The 20001-nt window shown below is 70.1% G+C and carries 19 protein-coding genes; 11 read left to right on the top strand and 8 right to left on the bottom strand.

Annotated features, from left to right (window positions below; genetic code table 11):
* The first annotated feature begins 75 nt into the window (after positions 1 to 75).
* Both pspM and HDA45_RS33370 read left to right on the top strand, forming a co-directional pair.
* Positions 76 to 1053, top strand: coding sequence for a phage shock envelope stress response protein PspM (gene pspM, locus HDA45_RS33365; protein ID WP_184902089.1), 978 nt, complete (start codon positions 76 to 78; stop codon positions 1051 to 1053).
* 439 nt (positions 1054 to 1492) lie between these two features.
* Complete coding sequence (locus HDA45_RS33370; RefSeq protein ID WP_184902091.1) at positions 1493 to 3127, top strand: amidase family protein; 1635 nt, start codon at positions 1493 to 1495, stop codon at positions 3125 to 3127.
* Here HDA45_RS33370 and HDA45_RS33375 read toward each other — a convergent pair.
* The 5 genes from HDA45_RS33375 to HDA45_RS33395 form a co-directional block, all read right to left on the bottom strand.
* Entirely contained in the window at positions 3087 to 4136 is a 1050-nt protein-coding gene (locus tag HDA45_RS33375) for a quinone-dependent dihydroorotate dehydrogenase (RefSeq protein ID WP_184902093.1), read from the bottom strand. The two genes, HDA45_RS33370 and HDA45_RS33375, sit on opposite strands and share 41 nt — an antisense overlap.
* A gap of 23 nt (positions 4137 to 4159) precedes the next feature.
* The gene (locus tag HDA45_RS33380; protein ID WP_184902095.1) at positions 4160 to 4720 is read right to left on the bottom strand and encodes a GNAT family N-acetyltransferase; all 561 of its coding nucleotides are present in this window, start codon (positions 4718 to 4720) and stop codon (positions 4160 to 4162) included.
* Positions 4721 to 5098: 378 nt separating this feature from the next.
* The gene (add, locus tag HDA45_RS33385; protein WP_184902097.1) at positions 5099 to 6148 is read right to left on the bottom strand and encodes an adenosine deaminase; all 1050 of its coding nucleotides are present in this window, start codon (positions 6146 to 6148) and stop codon (positions 5099 to 5101) included.
* A gap of 127 nt (positions 6149 to 6275) precedes the next feature.
* Entirely contained in the window at positions 6276 to 7079 is an 804-nt protein-coding gene (locus tag HDA45_RS33390; protein ID WP_184902099.1) for an Fpg/Nei family DNA glycosylase, read from the bottom strand.
* A gap of 5 nt (positions 7080 to 7084) precedes the next feature.
* Complete coding sequence (locus HDA45_RS33395; protein ID WP_184902101.1) at positions 7085 to 7951, bottom strand: AAA family ATPase; 867 nt, start codon at positions 7949 to 7951, stop codon at positions 7085 to 7087.
* A gap of 108 nt (positions 7952 to 8059) precedes the next feature.
* Here HDA45_RS33395 and HDA45_RS33400 point away from each other — a divergent pair, with 108 nt between their 5' ends.
* The 3 genes from HDA45_RS33400 to HDA45_RS33410 all read left to right on the top strand — a co-directional run bounded on the left by HDA45_RS33400 (position 8060) and on the right by HDA45_RS33410 (position 10942).
* Entirely contained in the window at positions 8060 to 8791 is a 732-nt protein-coding gene (locus HDA45_RS33400; RefSeq protein ID WP_184902103.1) for a methyltransferase domain-containing protein, read from the top strand.
* Positions 8792 to 9113: 322 nt separating this feature from the next.
* On the top strand, positions 9114 to 10331 hold the full coding sequence (gene dinB, locus HDA45_RS33405; RefSeq protein ID WP_184906315.1) for a DNA polymerase IV: 1218 nt from the start codon (positions 9114 to 9116) through the stop codon (positions 10329 to 10331).
* A 197-nt stretch (positions 10332 to 10528) separates the two neighbouring features.
* Positions 10529 to 10942, top strand: a complete 414-nt coding sequence (locus HDA45_RS33410) for a DUF3040 domain-containing protein (RefSeq protein WP_184902105.1) — start codon at positions 10529 to 10531, stop codon at positions 10940 to 10942.
* A gap of 275 nt (positions 10943 to 11217) precedes the next feature.
* On the opposite strand, the gene HDA45_RS33415 is transcribed toward HDA45_RS33410, so the two are convergent.
* From HDA45_RS33415 to HDA45_RS33425, 3 genes are all read right to left on the bottom strand, one after another.
* A complete protein-coding gene (locus HDA45_RS33415; protein WP_184902107.1) occupies positions 11218 to 13725 on the bottom strand; it encodes a transglutaminaseTgpA domain-containing protein in 2508 nt (835 codons plus the stop codon).
* Positions 13722 to 14996 carry a DUF58 domain-containing protein gene (locus HDA45_RS33420; RefSeq protein WP_184902110.1) on the bottom strand — a complete coding sequence of 425 codons (1275 nt, stop codon included), beginning with the start codon at positions 14994 to 14996 and terminating at the stop codon, positions 13722 to 13724. Before HDA45_RS33420 ends, HDA45_RS33415 begins: the two co-directional genes overlap by 4 nt.
* A gap of 72 nt (positions 14997 to 15068) precedes the next feature.
* Complete coding sequence (locus HDA45_RS33425) at positions 15069 to 16196, bottom strand: AAA family ATPase (RefSeq protein WP_184902112.1); 1128 nt, start codon at positions 16194 to 16196, stop codon at positions 15069 to 15071.
* Positions 16197 to 16481: 285 nt separating this feature from the next.
* Here HDA45_RS33425 and HDA45_RS33430 point away from each other — a divergent pair, with 285 nt between their 5' ends.
* The 6 genes from HDA45_RS33430 to mraZ all read left to right on the top strand — a co-directional run bounded on the left by HDA45_RS33430 (position 16482) and on the right by mraZ (position 19933).
* A complete protein-coding gene (locus HDA45_RS33430; RefSeq protein ID WP_184902114.1) occupies positions 16482 to 16835 on the top strand; it encodes a hypothetical protein in 354 nt (117 codons plus the stop codon).
* Positions 16836 to 16839: 4 nt separating this feature from the next.
* Positions 16840 to 17370, top strand: coding sequence for a DUF3558 domain-containing protein (locus HDA45_RS33435; protein WP_184902116.1), 531 nt, complete (start codon positions 16840 to 16842; stop codon positions 17368 to 17370).
* Positions 17371 to 17378: 8 nt separating this feature from the next.
* Positions 17379 to 17957 carry a PE-PGRS family protein gene (locus tag HDA45_RS33440; protein ID WP_184902118.1) on the top strand — a complete coding sequence of 193 codons (579 nt, stop codon included), beginning with the start codon at positions 17379 to 17381 and terminating at the stop codon, positions 17955 to 17957.
* On the top strand, positions 17954 to 18706 hold the full coding sequence (locus HDA45_RS33445) for an ESX secretion-associated protein EspG (protein WP_184902120.1): 753 nt from the start codon (positions 17954 to 17956) through the stop codon (positions 18704 to 18706). The genes HDA45_RS33440 and HDA45_RS33445 overlap by 4 nt, the downstream gene beginning before the upstream one ends.
* A gap of 80 nt (positions 18707 to 18786) precedes the next feature.
* A complete protein-coding gene (locus tag HDA45_RS33450) occupies positions 18787 to 19017 on the top strand; it encodes a hypothetical protein (protein WP_184902122.1) in 231 nt (76 codons plus the stop codon).
* A gap of 484 nt (positions 19018 to 19501) precedes the next feature.
* Entirely contained in the window at positions 19502 to 19933 is a 432-nt protein-coding gene (gene mraZ / locus HDA45_RS33455; RefSeq protein ID WP_005156436.1) for a division/cell wall cluster transcriptional repressor MraZ, read from the top strand.
* The last annotated feature ends 68 nt before the right edge of the window (positions 19934 to 20001 follow it).

A 20001-nucleotide genomic window follows, 5' to 3' on the forward strand; every position in this document is an offset into this window, starting at 1 on the left:
CACACCACCTAGAGCCGGTCCCGCACCCCCGCGCGGGTGCGGGACCGGTCTCACCAGAAGACAGGGGCGAGGGAAATGGGTCAGGGCAGGCGCAAGGACTTCGGGGAGTTCACCGCCAAGCTTGAGAAGCACATCGAAAAGCTGCCCGATTACGCCCAGCGCGCGCAGGAGAAGCTGCAGCGCTACATCCCGCCGTCCGAGCAACAGGGTTCTTCGCGGCCCGCGCCGTCCCGGCCCCGCCCGCAGATGCCGCAGATGCCCGCCATGCCGAAGATCTCGCAGCAGCTGACCTCGATGGCGTCGGGCCAGATCCCGGTGGTCGCCGAGGCGAAGGCCAAATGGGCCCGCTGGAACGAACCCGCCGCCAAACTGGAGAGACAGAAGCGCCGCACGTCCCGTGCGCTGACCTTCTGGATCCTCCTCACCATCCTTTGTGGACTGTTCGCCTTCGTCGCGGGCGCCGGACTGTTGAAGTCGGGCGAGGCCGACGTCCTCCAGGCCATCGCGGGCGGCGCGTTCACCGTCATCTTCGGCACCTTCGGGGTCAAGTCGGGGCTGCGGCTGCGGTCGCTCAAACGCACCGTGCTGCCCGCCGCGCCCACCACCCCGCCGCCGCTGCCTCCGGCGCGGTCCGTCGCGCGGGAGCCGATGGAGCGCCTCGTCGAGAGCGAGGCTTCGCTGACGGAGCTGCTTCGCCAGCTCTCGCAGCCGACGTCGCTGGGCACCATGCCGGTGTCGGAGATCGCCGTGGCCGACGCCCGCACCACCGCCGCGGAGGCCGCGCAGGCCCTGCGCGGGCTGGCGGGCCGGATCCAGGCCATCGAACGCGGACGTGACTCCGCGCCCGAGCGGGAACGCGGCGCCCTCGACGCCGCCATCACGCAGCTGCGGGAGCAGCTCGACGACGGCGTCGACGGCTACGGCGGTCTCGTCGCGGCCGCCGGGCACACCGTCGCCGCGAGCTCGGACGGCATGACTTCGTCCAAGGAATCGCTCTCCGACGCGACCGACAAGCTCGCCGGGCTGGCCATGGCCCTGCGCGAACTCTCCTGAACCCGTAACTCGCGTGATCAGACGGACGACACGCGTGATTGAGCGGCGATCTCACGTGATTGAAGGCGGATCTCGCGTCATGTCCGTCTGATCACGCGAGATCGCCTTACAATCACGTGAGTTCGGCCTTCAAGCACCCGAGTTCCGCCTTGGATCACGGGGGCTGAGCAGGCGCTTTCCTGGACAATCGTCCCATTCGTCGTTGCTAATACTCCATTGCGTAACGACTCGCTCACTGTGTGATACCGAAACGCTCGCGTGACCCGGATCCGCTGGTGACGGGGCCGCGCGATGCCTAACGTTTCTCTCATGCACGCAGTGCTTCTCCCAGCTCGGGCCTGAACCCAGCCCGCGTGAGCGGGCGTCCCAGGGTGGCGGACCGGACACAGTGGATCTCGCGCAGTGGTCTTTCTCGTCCCCGCCGAGGAAAGGACGCCCAGTGACGACGCTTCCCCCGGAACCAGAACCGATCCCCGTCCCTCCTCCCAGCTCCTACCAACGGGTCATCGCGGCCTACGACCGGATCGCCGAGGTCGACCGGCCCGACGTCTGGATCACCCTCCGTCCTCTGGAAGACGCCCTTGTGGACGCGAAGGCCGTCGACGAACGCCTGCGTGCGGGGACGGATCTCCCGCTCGCCGGAACCCTCGTGGCCGTCGCCGACGACATCGACGTCGCCGGACTTCCCACGGCGGGGGAGGACGTCTGCTGTGTCGGCGCCCCCGCCGTGTCCAGGCTGACAGCCGCAGGCGCGGTGGTGATCGGCAAGACCAACCGTGACCGGTTCGGCAGCGATCTCGAGCACACCCACAGTCCGTACGGCGCCGTGAGCGCCGCGCTGAACACGGCCCGCGTCTCGGGGAGCGCGAGCAGCGGCGCGGCCGTCGCCGTCGCACTCGGCCTCGCCGATCTGGCAGTCGGCACGGATACGGCGGGAGCGGGCCGGGTGCCCGCGTCGCTCAACGGGATCGTCGGGATGAAACCGACGCTGGGCCTCGTGCCCAAGACGGGCGCCGCGCCGTGCGGCGGGATCGCCCTGTTCTCGCGCAGTCTCACGCTCGGCCAGCGCGCGCTGGGACTGATGACCGGTCCGGACGGGATCGACCCGCTCGCCCGTGACTGGCCCCCGGACGTCCGGCTCTCCGCGGGGGATCGGCCGAAGGTGGCGATCCCGGGCTCCGAAACGCTCACCGGTCTCTCGTTGCAGTCCCGATCCGGTTTCCTCGGCGCGGTTTCGGCGCTGCGGGCGTCCGGGGCCATCGTGGAGACGGTCGAGGTCACCGCGCTGCTGTCCGTGGGCGACCTGATCCACGACGACGGTTTCACCGCCGACAGGCAGCGCGTCGCCGAGGCCGGGATGCTCGCGCTCAGGATGCTGTCCGAGTACGACGCCCTGGTCCTGCCGACCGTTTTGGACCATCCCGAGATGTCCGAGGCGCTGTCCGATCCGGACGGTGTCGCGAAACGGCTGGAGAAGTTCACCGCGTTCGTCAACCTGCTCGACCTCGCCGCGGTCACGGTGCCGTCGTCGCCGTCGGATCTCGGGCCGTACGGGGTGTCGGTGGTGGTGCGTCCGTTCGACGACCAGGTCGCCATCGACCTCGCCGCCGTGCTCACCGACGAACAGGCCGAATTCCCTTATCCAGCACCGGGCGCGGATCTCGTGGTGTTCGGCGCGCACCTGCGCGGACAGCCGCTGAACGACTGCCTGGTGACAGCGGGGGCGCGGTTCACCGGGCCGGTCCAGACCGCCGAGGGCTATCGGATGGTGCTGCTGCCGACAGCGCCGCCGCAGCCGGGTGTGGTGCCGGTGAGCGCCGCGGGCGAGCACACGATGCTGTCGGGTGAACGCTGGCGACTCTCGCCCGCCGCTCTCGGCGCCTTCGCGGCCACGCTGCCCGCTCCGTTCGTCCTCGGCCGGATCCGGCTGGAGAACGGCGAAACCCCGCTGGCCGTCCTTTGTGACCAGGCGGCCGCGGCGACGGCGACGGAGCTGACGCGGTACCAGTGCTGGCGGGCGTACCTGAGGTTCGTCAGTACGGCCGGGCCGCGAGACCTCGGGCGACCCGCTTGACCAGACCGGGACCGTGCAGGGCGAAACCGGAGTAGAGCTGGACGAGACCGGCGCCGGCGTCGAGCATCCGGGCGGCGGCGCCGGCGTCGAAGATCCCGCCGACGCCGATGATCGGCAGCTTGCCGCCGGTTTCGCCGTGCACGAAGCGCACCACCTCGACCGCGCGTGCGGTGAGCGGGCGGCCGGAAAGCCCGCCCGCTTGCTCGCCGACGGAGGCCTCGACGGGCGCGATCCCTTCGCGGGACAGCGTCGTGTTGGTCGCGATCAGCCCGGCGACACCGTGTTCGAGGCAGACCTCCAGCAGCTCCGCGAGCGCTTCGTCGGTGAGGTCGGGGGCGACCTTCACCAGCACCGGCGTCGGTTCGGCGTCGCCCGCGAGCTCGGCCGAAGTCCCACGCAGTTCGGAGAGCAGTTCGGCGAGCGCGGACTTGTCCTGCAGCGCCCGCAGTCCCGGTGTGTTGGGTGAACTGACGTTGATCGCGAAGTAGTCGGCGTACGGGTGCAGCGCCCGCAGCGAGAACCGGTAGTCCTCGACGGCCTCGTCGAGCGGGGTCACCTTGGACTTGCCGATGCTGACGCCGAGCGGCACCGGCGGCTTCCCGCCCGCGGCGAGGCGGGCGGCGAGCGCTTCCGCGCCTTCGTTGTTGAAGCCCATCCGGTTGATCACCGCGTCGGTCTCGGCGAGGGTGAACAACCTCGGCTTGTCGTTGCCCGGCTGCGGATGCCGGGTGACCGTGCCGACCTCGACGAAACCGAAACCGAGCGCGGGCCAGGCGTGCAGCGCGCGGCCGTTCTTGTCCATCCCGGCGGCGAGGCCGACCCGGTTCGGGAAGCGGAGCCCGAGGAAGGTGACCGGATCGTCCGTCCGGTAGACGCGGCCGAGCGCGCCGAGCGCGGGAGAGACCCGGCTCAGCCTGGCGAGCGTGCCGATGGTGCGTTCGTGCACGGTTTCGGGGTCGCCGCCGGAGACCCGGTACAGCGCGGGGCGGACGATCTTGTCGAAGAACACGCGCCCATCATGCCTGGTGAGCTCTAGCGGCTCGCCTTCCACTCGTCTTCGAGCATCGCGAAGACGAGTTCGTCACACCACTCGCCCTTGACGATCTCGTTCTCCCGGAGATGGGCCTCTTTGCGCATCCCGAGGCGTTCCATCAGGGTGGAGGAAGCGGTGTTGCGGCCGTCACAGCGACCGATGATCCGGTGCAGTCCGAGGTCTTCGAAGCCGAGCCGCAGCAGTTCGACGGCGGCCTCCGCGGCGAACCCCTTGCCGTGGTGATCGGGATGGAACACGAAACCGACCTCGCCCTGACGGTGTTCGCTGCTGAGGTACTCGAGGTTCAGATCGCCGATGAGCTGCCCGGTCTCGGTCAGTTCCACGGCCACCGCCAGGAACTGGCCTTCCTTCGACAGGCTGCTGCTGTGCACCCGTTTGGCGAGCGCGGCGGCGGATTCGGCCCGGCTGCGCGGACCCCAGTAGAGATAGCGGGCGACGTCGGCGCGGGACTGGAAGGAGTTGAGTTCGTCGAGATCCGCCGGCGTGAAGGCGCGGAGGGTCAGGCGCTGGGTTTTGATCGGGAAAGCGGGCCTCAGCATGGCGTCAGGCTATCCAGTCTGCGGGAGTTCCGGGGGCGAACAGCGACGGACGGTTCTCCGGCGCGGCGGGTGGTCCCTCCGGCCGCGCAAATGACGCAACAGGCCGGAAATGAGGGAACCCCGAGGCGGCTCCCGGACGCCGGAATCGGCGGCCGGGCCCGAGCCGGACCGGTGCTCGGGAACCTCGGGGGCCCGGTGACTGCCTGGTATTCGCTATCAGGCACCACGCGAAGCAGAGACGACGAGCCGAAGGTGGCTCCAACTTGCGTTGTATCGCTGCTCAAAAGTCCTACGCGTGCCGTCCGCTAGCGGACAGTCACCTCACGAGTCCTGTTGGAATACAACTTTGGACCACCTCCTCTCTCGTGTACCGCCACGCTATGCGAGGAGTTCGTGGTCCTGCAACAAGATTTCTTCGATCTCCGTGAGCAGGACGGTCTTGTCCGCCGAGGGCAGAAAAGACGCTTCCACCGCGTTCGTCGCGAATCGGGCGATTTCGGTCGCGGTCAGGCCCAGCGTCTCGGCGACGGCCAGGTACTCGCCGTCGAGGGTGGCGCCGAACATCGGCGGGTCGTCGGTGTTGAGGGTGACCGTCACGCCGTGGTCGAGCAGCCGCCGCACGGGATGCGCCGCGATCGACGGGAACTGTCCTGTCCGGATATTCGACGTGGGGCAGACCTCCAGTGGGATCCCTTGTACGGCAAGGTATTCCAGGAGCGCCGGATCGGCGTGCGCGCCGATGCCGTGGCCGATCCGCTCGGCGCCGAGATCGTGCACCGCCGACCAGACGGTGGCCGGGCCGGTGGTCTCGCCCGCGTGCGGGACGCTGTGCAGCCCCGCCTCCCGGGCCGCGGTGAAGAAGGGGGCGAACTGCGCGCGCCCGACACCGACCTCGGGACCGCCGAGCCCGAAGGACACCAGACCTTCGGGGCGTTCGCGGAGCGCGAACACGAGCGTCTCGCGTCCGGCGACGACCCCCTTCTCGCCGGGAATGTCGAAGCACCAGGCCAGTTCCACCCCGTGGTCCGCCCGCGCCGCGGCTCTTCCGGTGGCGAGACCGGTGAGGAGATCGTCGGCCGACATCCCGTCGAGGACGTGGTTGTACGGCGTCACGGTCACTTCGGCGTAGCGGCCGTTCTGCGCGGCCAGATCGGCGGCCAGCCCGGTGACGAGGGTGTGGATGTCGCGGGCGTCGCGCACCAGCGACGTCACCGCCAGGTAGTTGCGGAGGAAATGCGGGAAGTCGCGGAAGGTGAAGAACTCGGCGAGCGCCTCCGGCTCGGTCGGCACCCCCGCGGACGGGCGGCGGCGGGCCAGTTCCAGCACGGTGGGCAGGCTCGCGGAACCGACGAGATGGACGTGGAGTTCGACCTTGGGCAAGGCGTGCACGAACGCGCGCAGCGCCTCGCCGGTGAGGAATCCGGACATGACAAAGCTCCCTGGGAAAGAAAAGTGAAGGGTGACGTGCGGGGGAGCGGACGGCTCAGGGAGCGAGGTCGCCGCGTTCGGTGTCGGCCCCGTAGAGCGGGAGCTTGAACAGCGTCACGAGGCCAGCTTAGCCGCTGGGAGCGGGTCCGGTCTGGCATTTCGGGCAGAACCAGGTCGGCCTCGCCTGGTGCCCGGCACCCTGAGAAGCGACCCGGAGCCGTCCGCCACAGCGGAAACAGCCCGTTTTGGTCCGCTCGTAGACCCAGTGTTCGCGGCCGCGGCGCAGGTCCCCGGTGGTGGTCTGCGAAGTGCGCCAGGCGTTGGCCTTCAACAGTTTGCGGCCGAGCGCGACGGCCTTCGCCGGATCCACCCCGGAAACCGGTGTCCACGGCGTGACCCCGAGCAGGAAGCACATCTCGACCTTGTACATGTTGCCGATCCCGGCCATGATCCGCTGATCCAGCAGGGCGTCGCCGAGTTCGCGATCCGGATCCGCGGCCAGCGCGGTCGCCGCCAGCCCCGCGAGTTCGTCCGTCCACTGTGGATCGAGCAGATCCGGGCCGAGGTGGCCCACCAAACGGTCTTCTTCGTCCGTGGGCACGAGTTCGAGGTCGTGCACGCGGAAGCCGACGGCCTGCACGCCTTCGGCCGCCAGGATGACCCGCGCGTGATGGGCCGGATGGCGCCAGCGCGCGCCCGCCGGATAGACCGCCCACTTGCCGTCCATCCGCAGGTGACTGTGCAGGGTGAGCTCGCCGGAGAAGCGGGTCAGCAGATGCTTGCCGACCGTGCCGACGCCGAGTACGTCGCGTCCGGAGAGATCCACCGTGGCCAGCTGAGGGACCCGGAACTCGCCTCGTACGAGGGTCTTCCCCGCCAGCGCTTTGTCGAGCACCTTGCCTGCGAGGAAGACGGTGTCGCCTTCGGGCATCGGCGCTAACCCGTGCCGGTGTCGCTCAGTTTGGCGGGCTCTTCGGTGGGCTCGGGCCCTTCGTCGCCGCGGACGCGATGCCGTCCGGCCCGGCTCGAGCGGAGGACCTTCGCCAGCACCATGTTGAAGGTGAGCGCGATCTCCTGCGCGCCGGGGGAGTGCCACTCGTGGATCGGGCTGCACGCGCCCTGCGCCTGCTGCACGGCGAGCCTGTCCGGGATGGCCGTCGGCATCACCAGCGGGCCGAAGTTCTCCCGCAGTTCGGCCACGCGGAACTGGTGCTCGTAGGAGCGCACGCGGAGCTTGTTGACCACGACGCCGATCGGCCGGAGACCCGGGTTCTGCTCCTCGCGGATCTTCTCGATCGCTTCGAGCGCGCGGCGGGCGCCGGAGACGGCGTACATCGTCGGCTCGGTGACGATCAGGGCGCTGTCCGCGGCCACCAGCGCCGAGCGGGTCAGCCTGCCCAGCGACGGCGGGCAGTCGAGGATCACCAGTTCGTAGGGTTCCTCGCGCAGCGGGTTCGTGTGCAGCTCGTCGAGCGCGCGGGAGAGGTTCTCCAGACGGCGGATGTCGGCGTCGGGCTCGTTGAGCATCTCCAGCTCTTCGGCGCCGACGAGGACGTCGATCTGGTCGCTCCACACGCTGGGCGCGATCGCGCGTTCGAGCACCGAGCGCACCGGCGTCTCCAGGACGTCGGCCAGGGTGCGATCGGTGAGGGGCGGGTCCAGCGACGTGGTGGCGTTGCCTTGCGGGTCGAGGTCGGCCACGAGGGTCCTGGCGCCCCTGCGCAGGGCGGCGGACGCGACACCGAGGGCGACCGTCGTTTTACCGACGCCACCCTTCAGGCTGAGAACAGCGACCGTGTGCACTCGACCAGCCTACGGGCAGTCGGCGGGACGGCTCCTTGGCAAGGTGTCGAACACCGCATCGGACTACACCCGGCGGCGCCCGGAAGGCGGGCATTACGCTGTGCGTTCATGAAGACGGACACCGTGGCCACGCGGGGATCGGGGGCGGTTCGCCGGGTTCTCGAAGCAGAACTCCGGGCCGCACGGGCGCGAGGCGCACAACAGCCGCACGTCGTCGACGTCGGCGGCGGAAGCGGGGGCTGGGCGGTACCGCTGGCCTCGGCGGGCTGCCTGGTGACCGTGGTCGAGCCGAACCCCAACGCGCTGGCGACCCTGCGCCGCCGCGCCGAGGAAGAGGGCGTCTCCGGCAGCATCACGGTGATCGCCGACGACTCCGACGCGCTCGGAGCCCACGTCGAGGCCGGATCGGCCGATCTCGTGCTCGCGCACGGCCTGCTCGAAGTCGTCGACGATCCGGAGGCGGTGCTCGCCGCGCTGGCCACCGCGGTCAAACCCGGCGGCGCGGTCTCGGTGCTGGTGGCGAACCGCCACGCCGCGATCCTGCAGCGCGCGCTGGCCGGACGGCTCGGCGAGGCGCGGGAACTGCTCGCGGCCGAGAGCGGCGTGCTGGGCGGCGGCCGCGAGACCGTGCTGCGGCGCTTCGACGGCGAGGCCCTCAGCGCGCAACTGGTCGCGGCGGGGCTCGAGGTGGAATCGCTGCAGGGCGATGGCGTCGTCGCGGACTTCGTGCCCGGCGGAGTGCGGGAAGAGGACCTGGCGGAGTTCGAGCTGGCGGCCGCGTCGGTTTCGCCGCTGCGGGACATCTCCAGCAGGCTGCACATCTTGGCGCGCCGTCCCTGACCTCGTGAGTGGTAAGTCGGGTTATCGAGGGGAAGGCAACGTGGCTTGGCCGCGGATGGCCTGTGGCGATGTCCCGAAAGCCACTTTCGGGACATCAGGTGTCCCGAAAGTGGCTTTCGCGACACCCGGGTAAGCGGCCACGCTGGGGAGACGCGTTGCGAAAGTGCTTTCGCGACTTCGCCCACGTATCGGGCGCCGAAGAGTGCCATCACGCCACCTTTGCCTCACCCCTCGATAGCCGTCCTTGCCACTCACGAGCGAGATTGTCGGTGGTCCGGGCTAGCGTCTGCTCGTGGGGAGAAACGCTGAACTGCCCGGTGGGATGGCCCGCTACCGGGTGACCACCGGGGCCACCACCTGGCCGGACGACACCGGCTGCGGTCTGCTGCACGTCGACATGGACGCCTTCTTCGTGTCCTGCGAGCTGCGCACGCGTCCCGAGCTGGCGGACGAGCCGGTGGTCGTCTCCGGTGGCGGCCCGCGGTCGGTCGTGGCGGCCGCGAGCTATGCGGCGCGCGAGTTCGGGGTCCGCTCGGCCATGCCGTTCTCGACAGCCAAACGGCTCTGCCCCCAGCTGATCTGCATCACCCCCACGCCCGGCCTCTACGGCGAGGTGTCCCAAGGCGTCATGGCGGTCTTCCGTGAGCTGACGCCTCTGGTGGAGCCGCTGAGCCTGGACGAGGCCTTCCTGGACGTCAGCGGGGCGCTCAAGCGGCTGGACTCGTCACCGGCGCGGCTGGGCGCCTGGATCCGGGAGCGGGTCGCCGCGGACTTCGGGATCAGCTGCTCGGTCGGCGTCGCGAAGATCAAGTTCGTCGCGAAGCTCGCGTCCGGGATGGCGAAACCGGACGGCATGGTCGTCGTCCCGGCGGCCGAGACGCTCGCCTTCCTGCACCCGCTGCCGGTGTCGGCGCTGTGGGGCGTCGGCAAACGCACCGAGGAGCACCTGCGGCAGCAGGGCCTCGACACGATCGCCGACATCGCCGCCGCGCCGCTGTCCAGGCTGAGGCGTTCGCTCGGGCGGGCGCTGGGGGAGCACCTGTACGCGCTCGCGAACGGCCACGACGAGCGCGAGGTGATCCCGGAGACGCCGGACAAGTCGATCGGCGCCGAAGTGACCTTCGACGTCGACCTCCACGACCGCTCGGCGCTCGGACTCGAACTGCTCCGGCTCTCGGAACGTGTCGCCGCCACCCTGCGCCGCCGGGGACTGCGCGGGCGGACGGTGTCGATCAAGGTCCGGTTCGCGGATTTCAAGACCATCACGCGCGCCAGGACAACCGCCGTCGGGGTGGATGTGGCCCGCGACATCCACCGCACCGCCGTCGAACTCCTCACCGAGCACGCGCCGGCGGGCGCAGTCCGCCTGATCGGCGTAAGGGTCGAGGGTTTGGACACGGAGGGTGACGGAGAACAACTACTTTTCGACTCACCCGAACCCCGTTGGCGGGATGCGGAAGTCGCCGCCGACGTCGCGAGGTCGAAGTTCGGCGCCGCGGCGGTGCGGCCCGCGTCACTGCTGACCCCCCGTGACCAGTGACATCGCCTGTTCGGCCGTCTTCGAGAGAGCCGAGTCGGGTGGTTTCGGCCAATTCGATCCCTTCTGGATACGGGATCGGGTAGTCGGACGAGCGCGGGGCTCGTATCCTGGACAGAGACACCCCGCCTGGGGTTGTCTGTTGGGTCCATGACGTTGCGCGGCCCGGCGCCCGCGACAGCTGTGCCGGAGGAGGAAAGATGCCACTCTCCGAGCATGAGCAGCGGCTGCTCGATCAGATCGAGCGCGAGCTCTATGCCGAGGACCCCAAGTTCGCATCCACGGTGCGAGGCACCCGGTTGCGCCGCCCCGCCCGCCGACGGCGTTTGCAGGGCATCGCCCTGTTCGTAGTGGGCGTCGCACTCCTGGTGCTCGGCGTGGTGGTCAACATCCGGGTGGCCGAGATCCCAGTGATCAGCGTGCTCGGGTTCCTCGTGATGTTCTTCGGAGTCATGATGGCCGTCACGTCGATTCGGCAAGGAGCCGAAGCGGAAGGCGGTAAGGAAAGCGGTGGCCAGGGGGCAGGCGGTGGTGGCGGCAAGTCGTCCCCGCGCCGGAGTTCCTTCACCCAGCGCATGGAAGAGCGCTTCCGCCAGCGCTTCGAGGAGCAGTAGCTCTCACACACGCGAACATGCCGACGGGGCCGTGCCCCGTCGGCATGTTCGCGTTGTCATGCCGATCGAGGCGACTGCTCGCGCTGGGTACGGAGTATGCGAGGGGGGCTTTGCCCACGTGTCGTGTGGTGATGGGAGCTTTTGCCCGCGTGTCGTGTGGTGAAGGTTCCCTTGACCCATCCAGTGCGTGAGGGGACTTTCCCCACGTGTCACGCGGTGAAGGCTCCCTTCACCCACCAAGTACGTGAAGGGGGCCTTCACGTACTTCACACCGGTTACTTGCCTCGCCGCAGCGAGCGCGGGAACAGCCGGCCCTTCCACGACATGGGCGCGTTCCGCTTCAGGCTCTTGCGAACCTCGTCGAAGGCCGGGCCCAGCTCGTGGTCGTTTGACGGCTCGGCCGAGTACCAGGATCGCTCCACGACGCCGATGACCGTCCGCAGGCCGGAGCGGCCCTCGTCGTCCAGACGGTGCTTCTCGACGACCTTCCGCCCCGCCACGCGCACCGTGTCGCCGTCGGAGAGCGGCAGGCCGCGGTCCGCGCATTCGTCCATCAGTTCGCGCCACGCGGCGTCGGCCGCGGCGGGGGAGTGGGACGCGATCTTCTGCAGCCGCAGCCGCCGCTTGATCTCCCGGATCGCCGTCGGCGTCCCGAGGCCGCCGAGGACGACCACCAGCACCAGCGCGAACCACCACGACACCCAAGCCGCCAGGAACGCGAACGCCCCCACCCACAGGCCGATCGCTATCAGCGGCAGCCAGTTCGCCACGTTCTGGTTGTCCAGCAACCCGTGAGCCGGAGCGGGCGCGTCCGGGGACGGTGACGAGCGCATCAGCGCCCGGTGTCTCAACCGCGACCGCACGATCACGACCAGGGTCAGCGCGGCCGCCAGCCCGCCGAGAAGACCGGCGAGGATGGCGGGCCACAGCGGCTCTTCGTCCTGCTGGCCACCGCTGCCGTCCGCGCCGGGATCCGCGCCCGGTTCGCGGGGAGTGCCGGTGGCGGGGGCGCTCGACGCCGGCGCGCTCGGCACTTCCTGGGTGTCGTTGGTCGTGGAGCTGCTGGTGTCGTTCTGCAGGTACGGCGGGACGACCGCGCGGCCGTCGACCAGCGGGGTCGGGTCGAAGCTGACCCAGCCCTTCGTCTGGAAGTAGACCTCGACCCACGCGTGCGCGTCCTCGGAGCTGATCGAGAGGTGATCGCCCTTCGGCGTCCCGGAGGTGAAGCCGATGGCGACCCGCGACGGGATGCCGACCGCCCGCAGCATCACGGCCATCGCGGACGCGAACTGCTCGCAGAACCCGCGTTTGCCGTTGAGGATGAAGTCGGCGAGCGCGTCGGAGTCGGTGGCGTCGGCGGTCTTGGTGTCGTAGACGAAGCCGTTCTGCGCGGTGAAGAACGACCAGAGCGCCTGGGCCTTGTCGAAGTTGTTGGACTCGTTCTCCGTGAGCTGCTTGGCCTTCGCGGTCACCCTGGGATCGACGTTGTCGACCTGGGTGAACTGCAGCGGCACCTCGGCCAGCCGCGCGTCGTCGAGCCGGAGTTCGTCCTTCGACGGTTCCTTGATCGCCGCGACCTCGGTGTAGGCGGGCGCGTTCTGCTTGGTCGTGGTGAACACGGCACCGCCGACGGGGTCGTACAGCCAGTTGTCGGCCAGCCCGGTGAGCATCCGCGGCACACCGTAGATCGGCAGCCAGTTGTCGACCCAGTTCGTCGGTTCGATCCGGACCTCGCGTCCGGGACCGTTGCCGTCGTCGCCCTTGACGGCCGGGAGCGGCTGGTTGGCCTGCACCCCTTGCTGGGCGCGGCCGTTCTGCGCCAGCCCCCAGCCCTTGTTCGGCGTGTACGTGTCGAGGGTGAACGCGCGCAGCAGCCGCTTGTCCGCGCCCATCCCGTAGACCTTGAACAGCTCGACGTTCTCGCCCTGGTCGAGCAGACCGCGCAGCTGCGTGAACGGCTCGACGCCGAATCCGCCCGCGCCACCACGGCCCGATCCGGTCCCGCCGGGGAGGCTGCCGACAGTGCCGACCCCGGTGGCGGCCGCGCCGATGACCAGGCCCAGCGCGATCGCGGCGCTCACGACGCCGACAGGGGCGGACAGCGTGCCCGCCGAGTTGCCCAGTCCTGGCGCGTCCCGGTTGCGCCAGCGGCGGTGCCGGTGGTTGCCGTCGACGGCGAGCAGCGCGGCGAACGCGGCGGCGCCGAGCAGGAACGTCCACCACGGCAGCATTTCTTCGGCCAGCGCGGCGGGAACGGCGTACACGCACAGCAGGACCAGACCGGTCGCGGCGGGCGCGGCGGCGGCCACGGCCAGGGTGTCGACCAGGACCGCGACCAGGCCGATCGCGATGGTGACCAGGCAGAGGATCGGCGGCGTGCCCTCGATCGGCGGCAGTCCGACGCGGATCTGCTCGGCCGCCGCGGCGAGGACGCCGCGTAGTTCCTCGAGCGCGTCCGGGCCGGGGATGATCTTCAGGATCCCGCTGGTGGTGAACGCCCCGGTGATCAGGAACAGCAGCACCAGCAGCTGCGCCAGGCCGACGACGATGGTCGGCGCGCGCAGTGAGCGCAGGGCGAGTCCGGCGGAGGCGATCAGCACGACGGCGACCAGCAGGTAGCCGAACCACGCCCAGCCGGAGACGACCCCGGTCATCGAGGTCGAGGCGAACAGCGTGGCGAGTCCGGCCGCGATCGGCGCGAGCACACTGCTCGTCCAGACCGGCGGCGGCGCCTCGGGACGCGGTTTGGGGGTGTGCGGGAGGGGCGGCGCGGTCGTGGTCACAGGCCGCCTCCGATCAGCGTGCCCCGGCGCGTGGCGGTCTGGCACAGCTCGGCCCAGACCTGCTGCATGGGCGATCCGGGGCCGGCGACGACGACGCCCCAGCCCGCGGCGCGCAGCAGCGCCACCGACTCCTCGGTGGCGGCGGCACGGTTTTCGGGCCGGTTGACGCCCGCGGACCAGCCGGGGGTGTCGAGCAGCACGGCGAGGCTCCGGATCCCGCGCGGGCGGTACCGGGACAGCTCGTGCACGGATTCGTTGCTGACGGTGCCGAGCACGGCGATGAGTTCCTGTCCTTCGGCCGGATCGTGGCCGAGGGTGATGTCGCGCTGGTGCGCGGGCTGGAGCGCGGCGAGGACGTCGAGCACCACGTTGTCGTAGTGCTCGCCACCTTCACCGGGGGTGTCGGCCAGGGTCTGGCCGTGTTCGGTGATCAGCCGGACGCGGTGACCGGAGCGGCGCAGGTGCAGGCCGACGGAAGCGGCGAACGAAACGGCCCATTCGAGGCTCGCCGCCGGTCCGGTGCCGTGATGCGCGGCCGCGCGGTGATCCAGCAGCACCGTGGTGCCGCCACGCCACGGCCGCTCCTCGACGCGGACCATGATCTCGTCGCGGCGGGCTGTCGAGCGCCAGTGGACCTTCCGCAGGTCGTCGCCCTGGCGGTATTGCCGGACGATCACGTCCGCCTCGCCCTGTCCGGCGTGCAGACGGATGCTGCCGTCGTCCCCGGCGCCGATCCCGGCGCCGCTGGGCAGGCCCCACAGGCCGACCACCTTCGGCACGACGACCAGCCGCGAATGCCCGATCAGCTCGCGTTCGAACTCGCACAGCCCGAACGGGTCGGTGATCGTCGCCCGCAGCGGGCCGACCTGCTGGATCCCGCGCAGCACCGGCTGCAGCGGGTACCGCAGCGCGACCCGCCGGTCGTGCGGCAGCCGCTCGACGACGAACCGCGGCCGCGAACCCAGCGCGTAGGGCACGCCGTCTTCGAGCAGCACCTCGCCCGCCGGGAGCCTGCCGTCACGCCAGAGTTCGAGCTGGACCTCACCGGGCGAGCCGACCGAGACCCGGTCCGGACGCAGCGCGCGCGCCGCGCCCAGCCGCAGCCGGGTCGCCGAGATGAAGAAGGCGACCAGCAACGGCAGGGCGACGACGAACATCGCGACGCGCAGCAGGTCCCGTTCGTTGAGCACGAACGAGCACACCGCCGCGGCGACGCCGGCGGCGAGGAGGCAGCGGCCGCGTGTGGTCAGGCCGGACAGAGCACGCAGCATGTGGGTTCAATCCGTCGAGCGAAGCTCGCCCGTTGAGGGCGGTGGCGGGGGCATGGATGGATTTCCTTTGTATCAGCGGTGGTTCGTGCCCGAAGAGCCCTGCGGGACGGGAACGCGGTGGAGGATCGCGCGGACGACGTCGGTGGCGGACCGGCGGGCGGCGTGCGCCTCGGTGGTGAGCACCATGCGGTGCGCCAGCACCGGGACCGCGACGGTGTGCAGGTCGTCCGGGACGACGAACTCGCGGCCCGAGAGCGCGGCCTGCGCGCGGGCGGCGCGGACCAGCTGCAGGGTCGCCCGCGGCGACGCGCCGAGACGGATCTCGGGCACCTGCCGGGTCGCGGAAACGAGGTCGACGGCGTACCGGCGGATCTCCGGCGACATGTGCACCGCGCGCACCGTCTCGATCAGCCGCTGCACCGAATCACGGTCGGACACGGGCTCGAGATCGGCGAGCGGGTTGTGCCCGGCGTGCTCGTCGACCATGGCCAGTTCGGCCTGCTGGTCGGGGTAGCCGATGGACACCCGCGCGGTGAACCGGTCCCGCTGGGCCTCGGGCAGCGCGTAGGTGCCCTCCATCTCGATCGGGTTCTGGGTGGCGATCACCATGAACGGCTCTTCGAGGTGGTACGTCGAGGTGTCGACGGTGACCTGGTGCTCTTCCATGCACTCGAGCAGGGCGGACTGCGTCTTCGGCGAGGCGCGGTTGATCTCGTCGCCGACCACGATGTTCGCGAACACCGGACCGGGCCGGAACTCGAACCCGCCGCTCTGCCGGTTGTAGATGGACACCCCGGTGACGTCGCTGGGCAACAGGTCGGGGGTGAACTGGATCCGGCTCACGGTGCAGTCGATCGAGCGGGCCAGCGCCTTCGCCAGCGAGGTCTTGCCGACCCCGGGGACGTCTTCGACGAGGAGGTGGCCTTCGGCGAGCAGGGTCACGAGCGCGATGCGGATGACGTCGGGTTTGCCGACCAGTACCCGCTCGACGTTGGCGGCGATCCGCCGCGCCGTCTCGTGCAGTTCGTCCAGCGACGCTGGATTTACCCCAGCCCCCTGTCGGGGGCCCACCCCCGCCGCGCTCGCACGGCCGTTCTGCCGGCCGCTGACCGAGCCGGCGGCCGTGGGGTACGGCGCTTGCCCGGTTGCCTGCTCGCCCTGCTGTTCGCCGGGCGTCGCAGACTGGATTCTCGACGTCACTCGACCTCCTGATGCCGCGTGGCTGGATGTCCGCTGGGTCTGCTGAAGGCCAGCTCTTCCTCGCCCGGGTGGTCCCCCGAGCAGCGGTCAGCCTCCCACGAAGTGTGTCAAACTCGGGCGAACTCGTGGGGGGAACCCCGACAACCCCGGCCGATGACTCTGTGCAACCGGAGACCTTACCTCGATCGGGTGAGCTGAGCGCGTTTTCGGGTGCTCCCGCTGACACGCGGTTTTGTCGTATGCTCCGTTGCGAGGTCGCTCGACTACGGAGAGGCGTAATCGCATATGAGCGAGGTGAGTACCGCCAAGCCGAGGTTCGATCTGAGCGGGTTCGCGGTCGCCCCGGAGCTGGCGGCCGACGCCCACGTGAAGATCTCCGCCCTGCAGGACGTGGTCGGCCAGATGGTCCGCGAGGCCAAGGTGCTCGGCCGTACGGTTCCCCTCGGCGGGGGATACGCGGACGAGGTCGGCCGGTTCATGGCGCAGTACGGGATCGGCGCCGACGGCTCGGCGGTCGAGGCGCTCACGGCGTTCGGCAAGGAACTCGAGGCGCTCAAGAACCGGATCGAGAAGGCGTTGGCCCGGTACACCCGTCAGGATGAACAAGCGGCGGCGGCTGTGGACTGTGTCGGCGGCTGAACCCATGCGCACACGTCTCCTCCTCGTCGCCCTCTTCGTCTTTTCAGTGTCCGCCTGCGGGCAAGGGGTCGCAGGCCAGGCGCCGATTCCGAGCACCGAGAAGGTGGCCGACGGCGGTTCGGCCGCGGTCACCGTCCCGCCCGCCGTGCTGGATCCCTGTGCGCTGCTCGGTCCGGCGGACCGGTCGAGCGCCGGGTTGAACACGCTCGGAGTCCCGAAGGAGATCAACGGCGCCCGCGCCTGCGACTGGACGGTTCCGGCGACCTTCGGCGTCACCATCACCGTGGACGAGAAGAACGGGCTGGCGAACCTCGAGATCGCGCGCAAGACCGCGACCAAGACCAAGGTCGGCGACAGGCAGGCGCTCAAGGTCGCCGACAAGAAGGCCGCCGACGGGACCTGCGCGGTCCTGATCGGCATGGGGGAGAAGGCGAGCGTCCAGATCGACGTGAGCAACACGAACTTCACCGACACCCCGCTCGCCTGCGAGCGCGCGGTGACGGTGGCGGGACTGGCCGAGCCCAAACTGCCCTAGGAGAATCCGTGCCTGAAGGAGAGACGCCGGGCCGTGAGGCGCCGGTCGCGGCCACGCGGTACGAGGCCTACAGCCATGAGGCGCTGGCCGCCGAAGTCGAAGCGGGCAACGACCCCGAGGCGGCGGGCGGCATCGGTGCCGCCTGGGACGCGCTCGCGCGGCGTATGCACGACGCGACGTCCGAACTGGCCGGGCTGGTCGGCAGTAGCGAGGAGACCTGGCGCGGCGAAGCGGGCGACGCGCTCCGAGGCGTGCTGGCCACGGCGTCCGGCTGGCTGACCTGGTCCGCCGATCTCTCGTCCGCGCTCGGGCAGGCGGTCTCGGGGCAGGCCGAGGCGGCGGCGCGCGCCCGCGCGGACATGCCGCCACCGGTGGACTACGACCCCGGCGCGATGATCCGCGGCGCCGCGGCGGGCGGGAACCTCGCGCTCCTCGCCGCGCTCGCCGACGAGATGGAGGCCAAACACGCGGAGGCCGAGGCGGCCAGGCGCAAGGCCGTCGACGTCATGAACACCCGCGACGCCTCGCTGCACTCGCTGACCCCGCGGGTCTCGTTCGGGAAGCCGCCCGAGCTGGGGCGGTCTTGATCCGCGTTTCCGCGTCGGCGTTCGACGTCCTCTGGTCCGATCTCGGCCACGCGGCCCCGCCGTGGCCGCTGTCGGTCCGCAGTGTCGGCGGCACGGAAGCGGAACGCGCGGAGATCCGCGGCGCGGTCTACGAAAACCTCGCCGAACGAGGCCTTTATGACGGGGATCGGCTGGACGCCGCCCTGGAAGCGCGGCTGGAACTCCTCGCGCGCGCCGAGGTCTACGTCGAATGTGAGGCGCTGGCCGACATGACGGCCGAAGCACCGTTCCGCGCTGTCGCGGCCGCGCGCGGGCGGAACGGAGTGCTGGCCACGCAGCCCGAGCAGACCATCGCGCTGTCCGGGATCGGCGACGGCGAGGTGTTCGCCGCGATCGTCGACGTCCTTCCGGCGCTGCGGCCCGGCCCCGGCTACGGGATCAGCCTGCCCGCGGCGCGTTTCGGCGGTGACCTGGAGGATCCGGTGTTCGGGGGCGGTGGACGATCGTCCGCTTCGGACAATCAGCTGCGCGAAGTGCTCGCGATCCAGGCGCGGCCGGTCTACAGCGCGGGCCAGTTCACCGTGCGGACCCGCGACCGCGACGGCCGGACCCACCGGGCGGGCGGGCTGACCTGGTTCGACACCGACGTCGGCGCGTACTGCGCCGCGCGGACCGAAGGCCGCGGCGGGCAGGCCTGGGTGAACGTGTCCCCTGTGGACGGTCCCCGGCTGGCGGCGCGGTTGGCCTCGCTGCTGGACCCGGACCGTTAGAGCGTGGCGAGTCGAGCCCGAGGGGTTTCGGCACCGTCGCCGAAGCGCGGCAGTGGGTATTGCGGGAAAGAACCCCACCGATGGCGATCATCGCGGCGTCAGAGGATGTCCTGAACGGTATCTCGTGTGTCCTCCCTGTGATGACGACGGAATTGTTCCTGCCGCAGGGTCGATTTCGTGACGCGGTCGAGGGGCTGATCATCGCCGTCCGCGCGGCGACGGCCCGAGGCGACGTGGGCTCACTGGCGTCGTGCCTGAACGATCTGGCCCGTCGTGCACATGTCGTCCTTTGTCGACATGTCATGGGATGAACCGATGACGTCGCGCGTCGGGTCTCGTGAGTGAAAGGAGTGTCGCGAAAGCCACTTTCGGGACGTCAGACGTCCCGAAAGTGGCTTTCGCGACATGGCCGCTCGACATCGGACGCGGCGACCGTCTGAGCTGGTGACGGTCCTTTGTCGACTTGGTGTCCCCACCGTTCCCCACCGGATTCCCCACTTTCTCCCCCATTCCGCCCCACAGCAGGGTTCCGGCTGCCGATAACCGGACGCATCAGGCATCGGTGAGGTTGCTTCGATACCCGCACAGGGGGATCTTGGCCACCGTCCCCCACCGCGCCCCCACCTGGCCCCACCTGGCTGACCAGCGGAAACGTCTGACACGACGGAGTGGTCGCGGCTTTTGACGCGTTGACTGTGGTGAAAAGTGGGGTACGGTGGTGCGCAGTGGGGCAGAAGGGAGCCCCGTGGCCGACCTTGGTTGTTCACAGCCAGGATCGGTAGGGAGGTGGAGCCGATGTTCCTCGGCACCCACACCCCGAAACTGGATGACAAGGGGCGGCTCACGCTGCCCGCGAAGTTCCGCGACGCGCTCGCCGGTGGGCTGATGGTCACCAAGGGACAGGATCACTGTCTCTTCGTCTTTCCCCGGGCCGAGTTCGAGCAGATGGCGAGGAAGGTCGCCGACGCCCCGTTCACGAACGAGGCGGTCCGGGCCTACCAGCGTTATCTCTTCGCCGGGACGGACGAACAACGCCCGGACGGGCAAGGACGTATCGCGATCGCGTCCGAGCTCCGACGCTACGCCGGGTTGAACAAGGAGTGCGTGGTGATCGGGGCGATCACCAGGTTGGAGATCTGGGATGCCCAAGCGTGGCAGGGCTACCTGGACGAACACGAGGACAGCTACGCGAAGGCTCGAGAGGAAGTTCTGCCGGGCGTCTTCTAGACGTGACCGAGGAAGCACCCACGCCGTCGGGGGGCGCGGGTTCATGCTTCGGACACGCCGGGAACCGC

The sequence above is a fragment of the Amycolatopsis umgeniensis genome, assembly GCF_014205155.1.
GTDB lineage: Bacteria > Actinomycetota > Actinomycetes > Mycobacteriales > Pseudonocardiaceae > Amycolatopsis > Amycolatopsis umgeniensis.

Excerpts from the sequence above, each read along its gene's own strand:
- pspM (WP_184902089.1), top strand. The coding sequence starts at position 76 with ATGGGTCAGGGCAGGCGCAAGGACTTCGGGGAGTTCACCGCCAAGCTT.
- HDA45_RS33380 (WP_184902095.1), bottom strand. The coding sequence starts at position 4,720 with ATGCTGAGGCCCGCTTTCCCGATCAAAACCCAGCGCCTGACCCTCCGC.
- add (WP_184902097.1), bottom strand. The coding sequence starts at position 6,148 with ATGTCCGGATTCCTCACCGGCGAGGCGCTGCGCGCGTTCGTGCACGCC.
- HDA45_RS33390 (WP_184902099.1), bottom strand. The coding sequence starts at position 7,079 with ATGCCCGAAGGCGACACCGTCTTCCTCGCAGGCAAGGTGCTCGACAAA.
- HDA45_RS33400 (WP_184902103.1), top strand. The coding sequence starts at position 8,060 with ATGAAGACGGACACCGTGGCCACGCGGGGATCGGGGGCGGTTCGCCGG.
- dinB (WP_184906315.1), top strand. The coding sequence starts at position 9,114 with ATGGCCCGCTACCGGGTGACCACCGGGGCCACCACCTGGCCGGACGAC.
- HDA45_RS33410 (WP_184902105.1), top strand. The coding sequence starts at position 10,529 with ATGCCACTCTCCGAGCATGAGCAGCGGCTGCTCGATCAGATCGAGCGC.
- HDA45_RS33420 (WP_184902110.1), bottom strand. The coding sequence starts at position 14,996 with ATGCTGCGTGCTCTGTCCGGCCTGACCACACGCGGCCGCTGCCTCCTC.
- HDA45_RS33430 (WP_184902114.1), top strand. The coding sequence starts at position 16,482 with ATGAGCGAGGTGAGTACCGCCAAGCCGAGGTTCGATCTGAGCGGGTTC.
- HDA45_RS33435 (WP_184902116.1), top strand. The coding sequence starts at position 16,840 with ATGCGCACACGTCTCCTCCTCGTCGCCCTCTTCGTCTTTTCAGTGTCC.
- HDA45_RS33450 (WP_184902122.1), top strand. The coding sequence starts at position 18,787 with ATGGCGATCATCGCGGCGTCAGAGGATGTCCTGAACGGTATCTCGTGT.
- mraZ (WP_005156436.1), top strand. The coding sequence starts at position 19,502 with ATGTTCCTCGGCACCCACACCCCGAAACTGGATGACAAGGGGCGGCTC.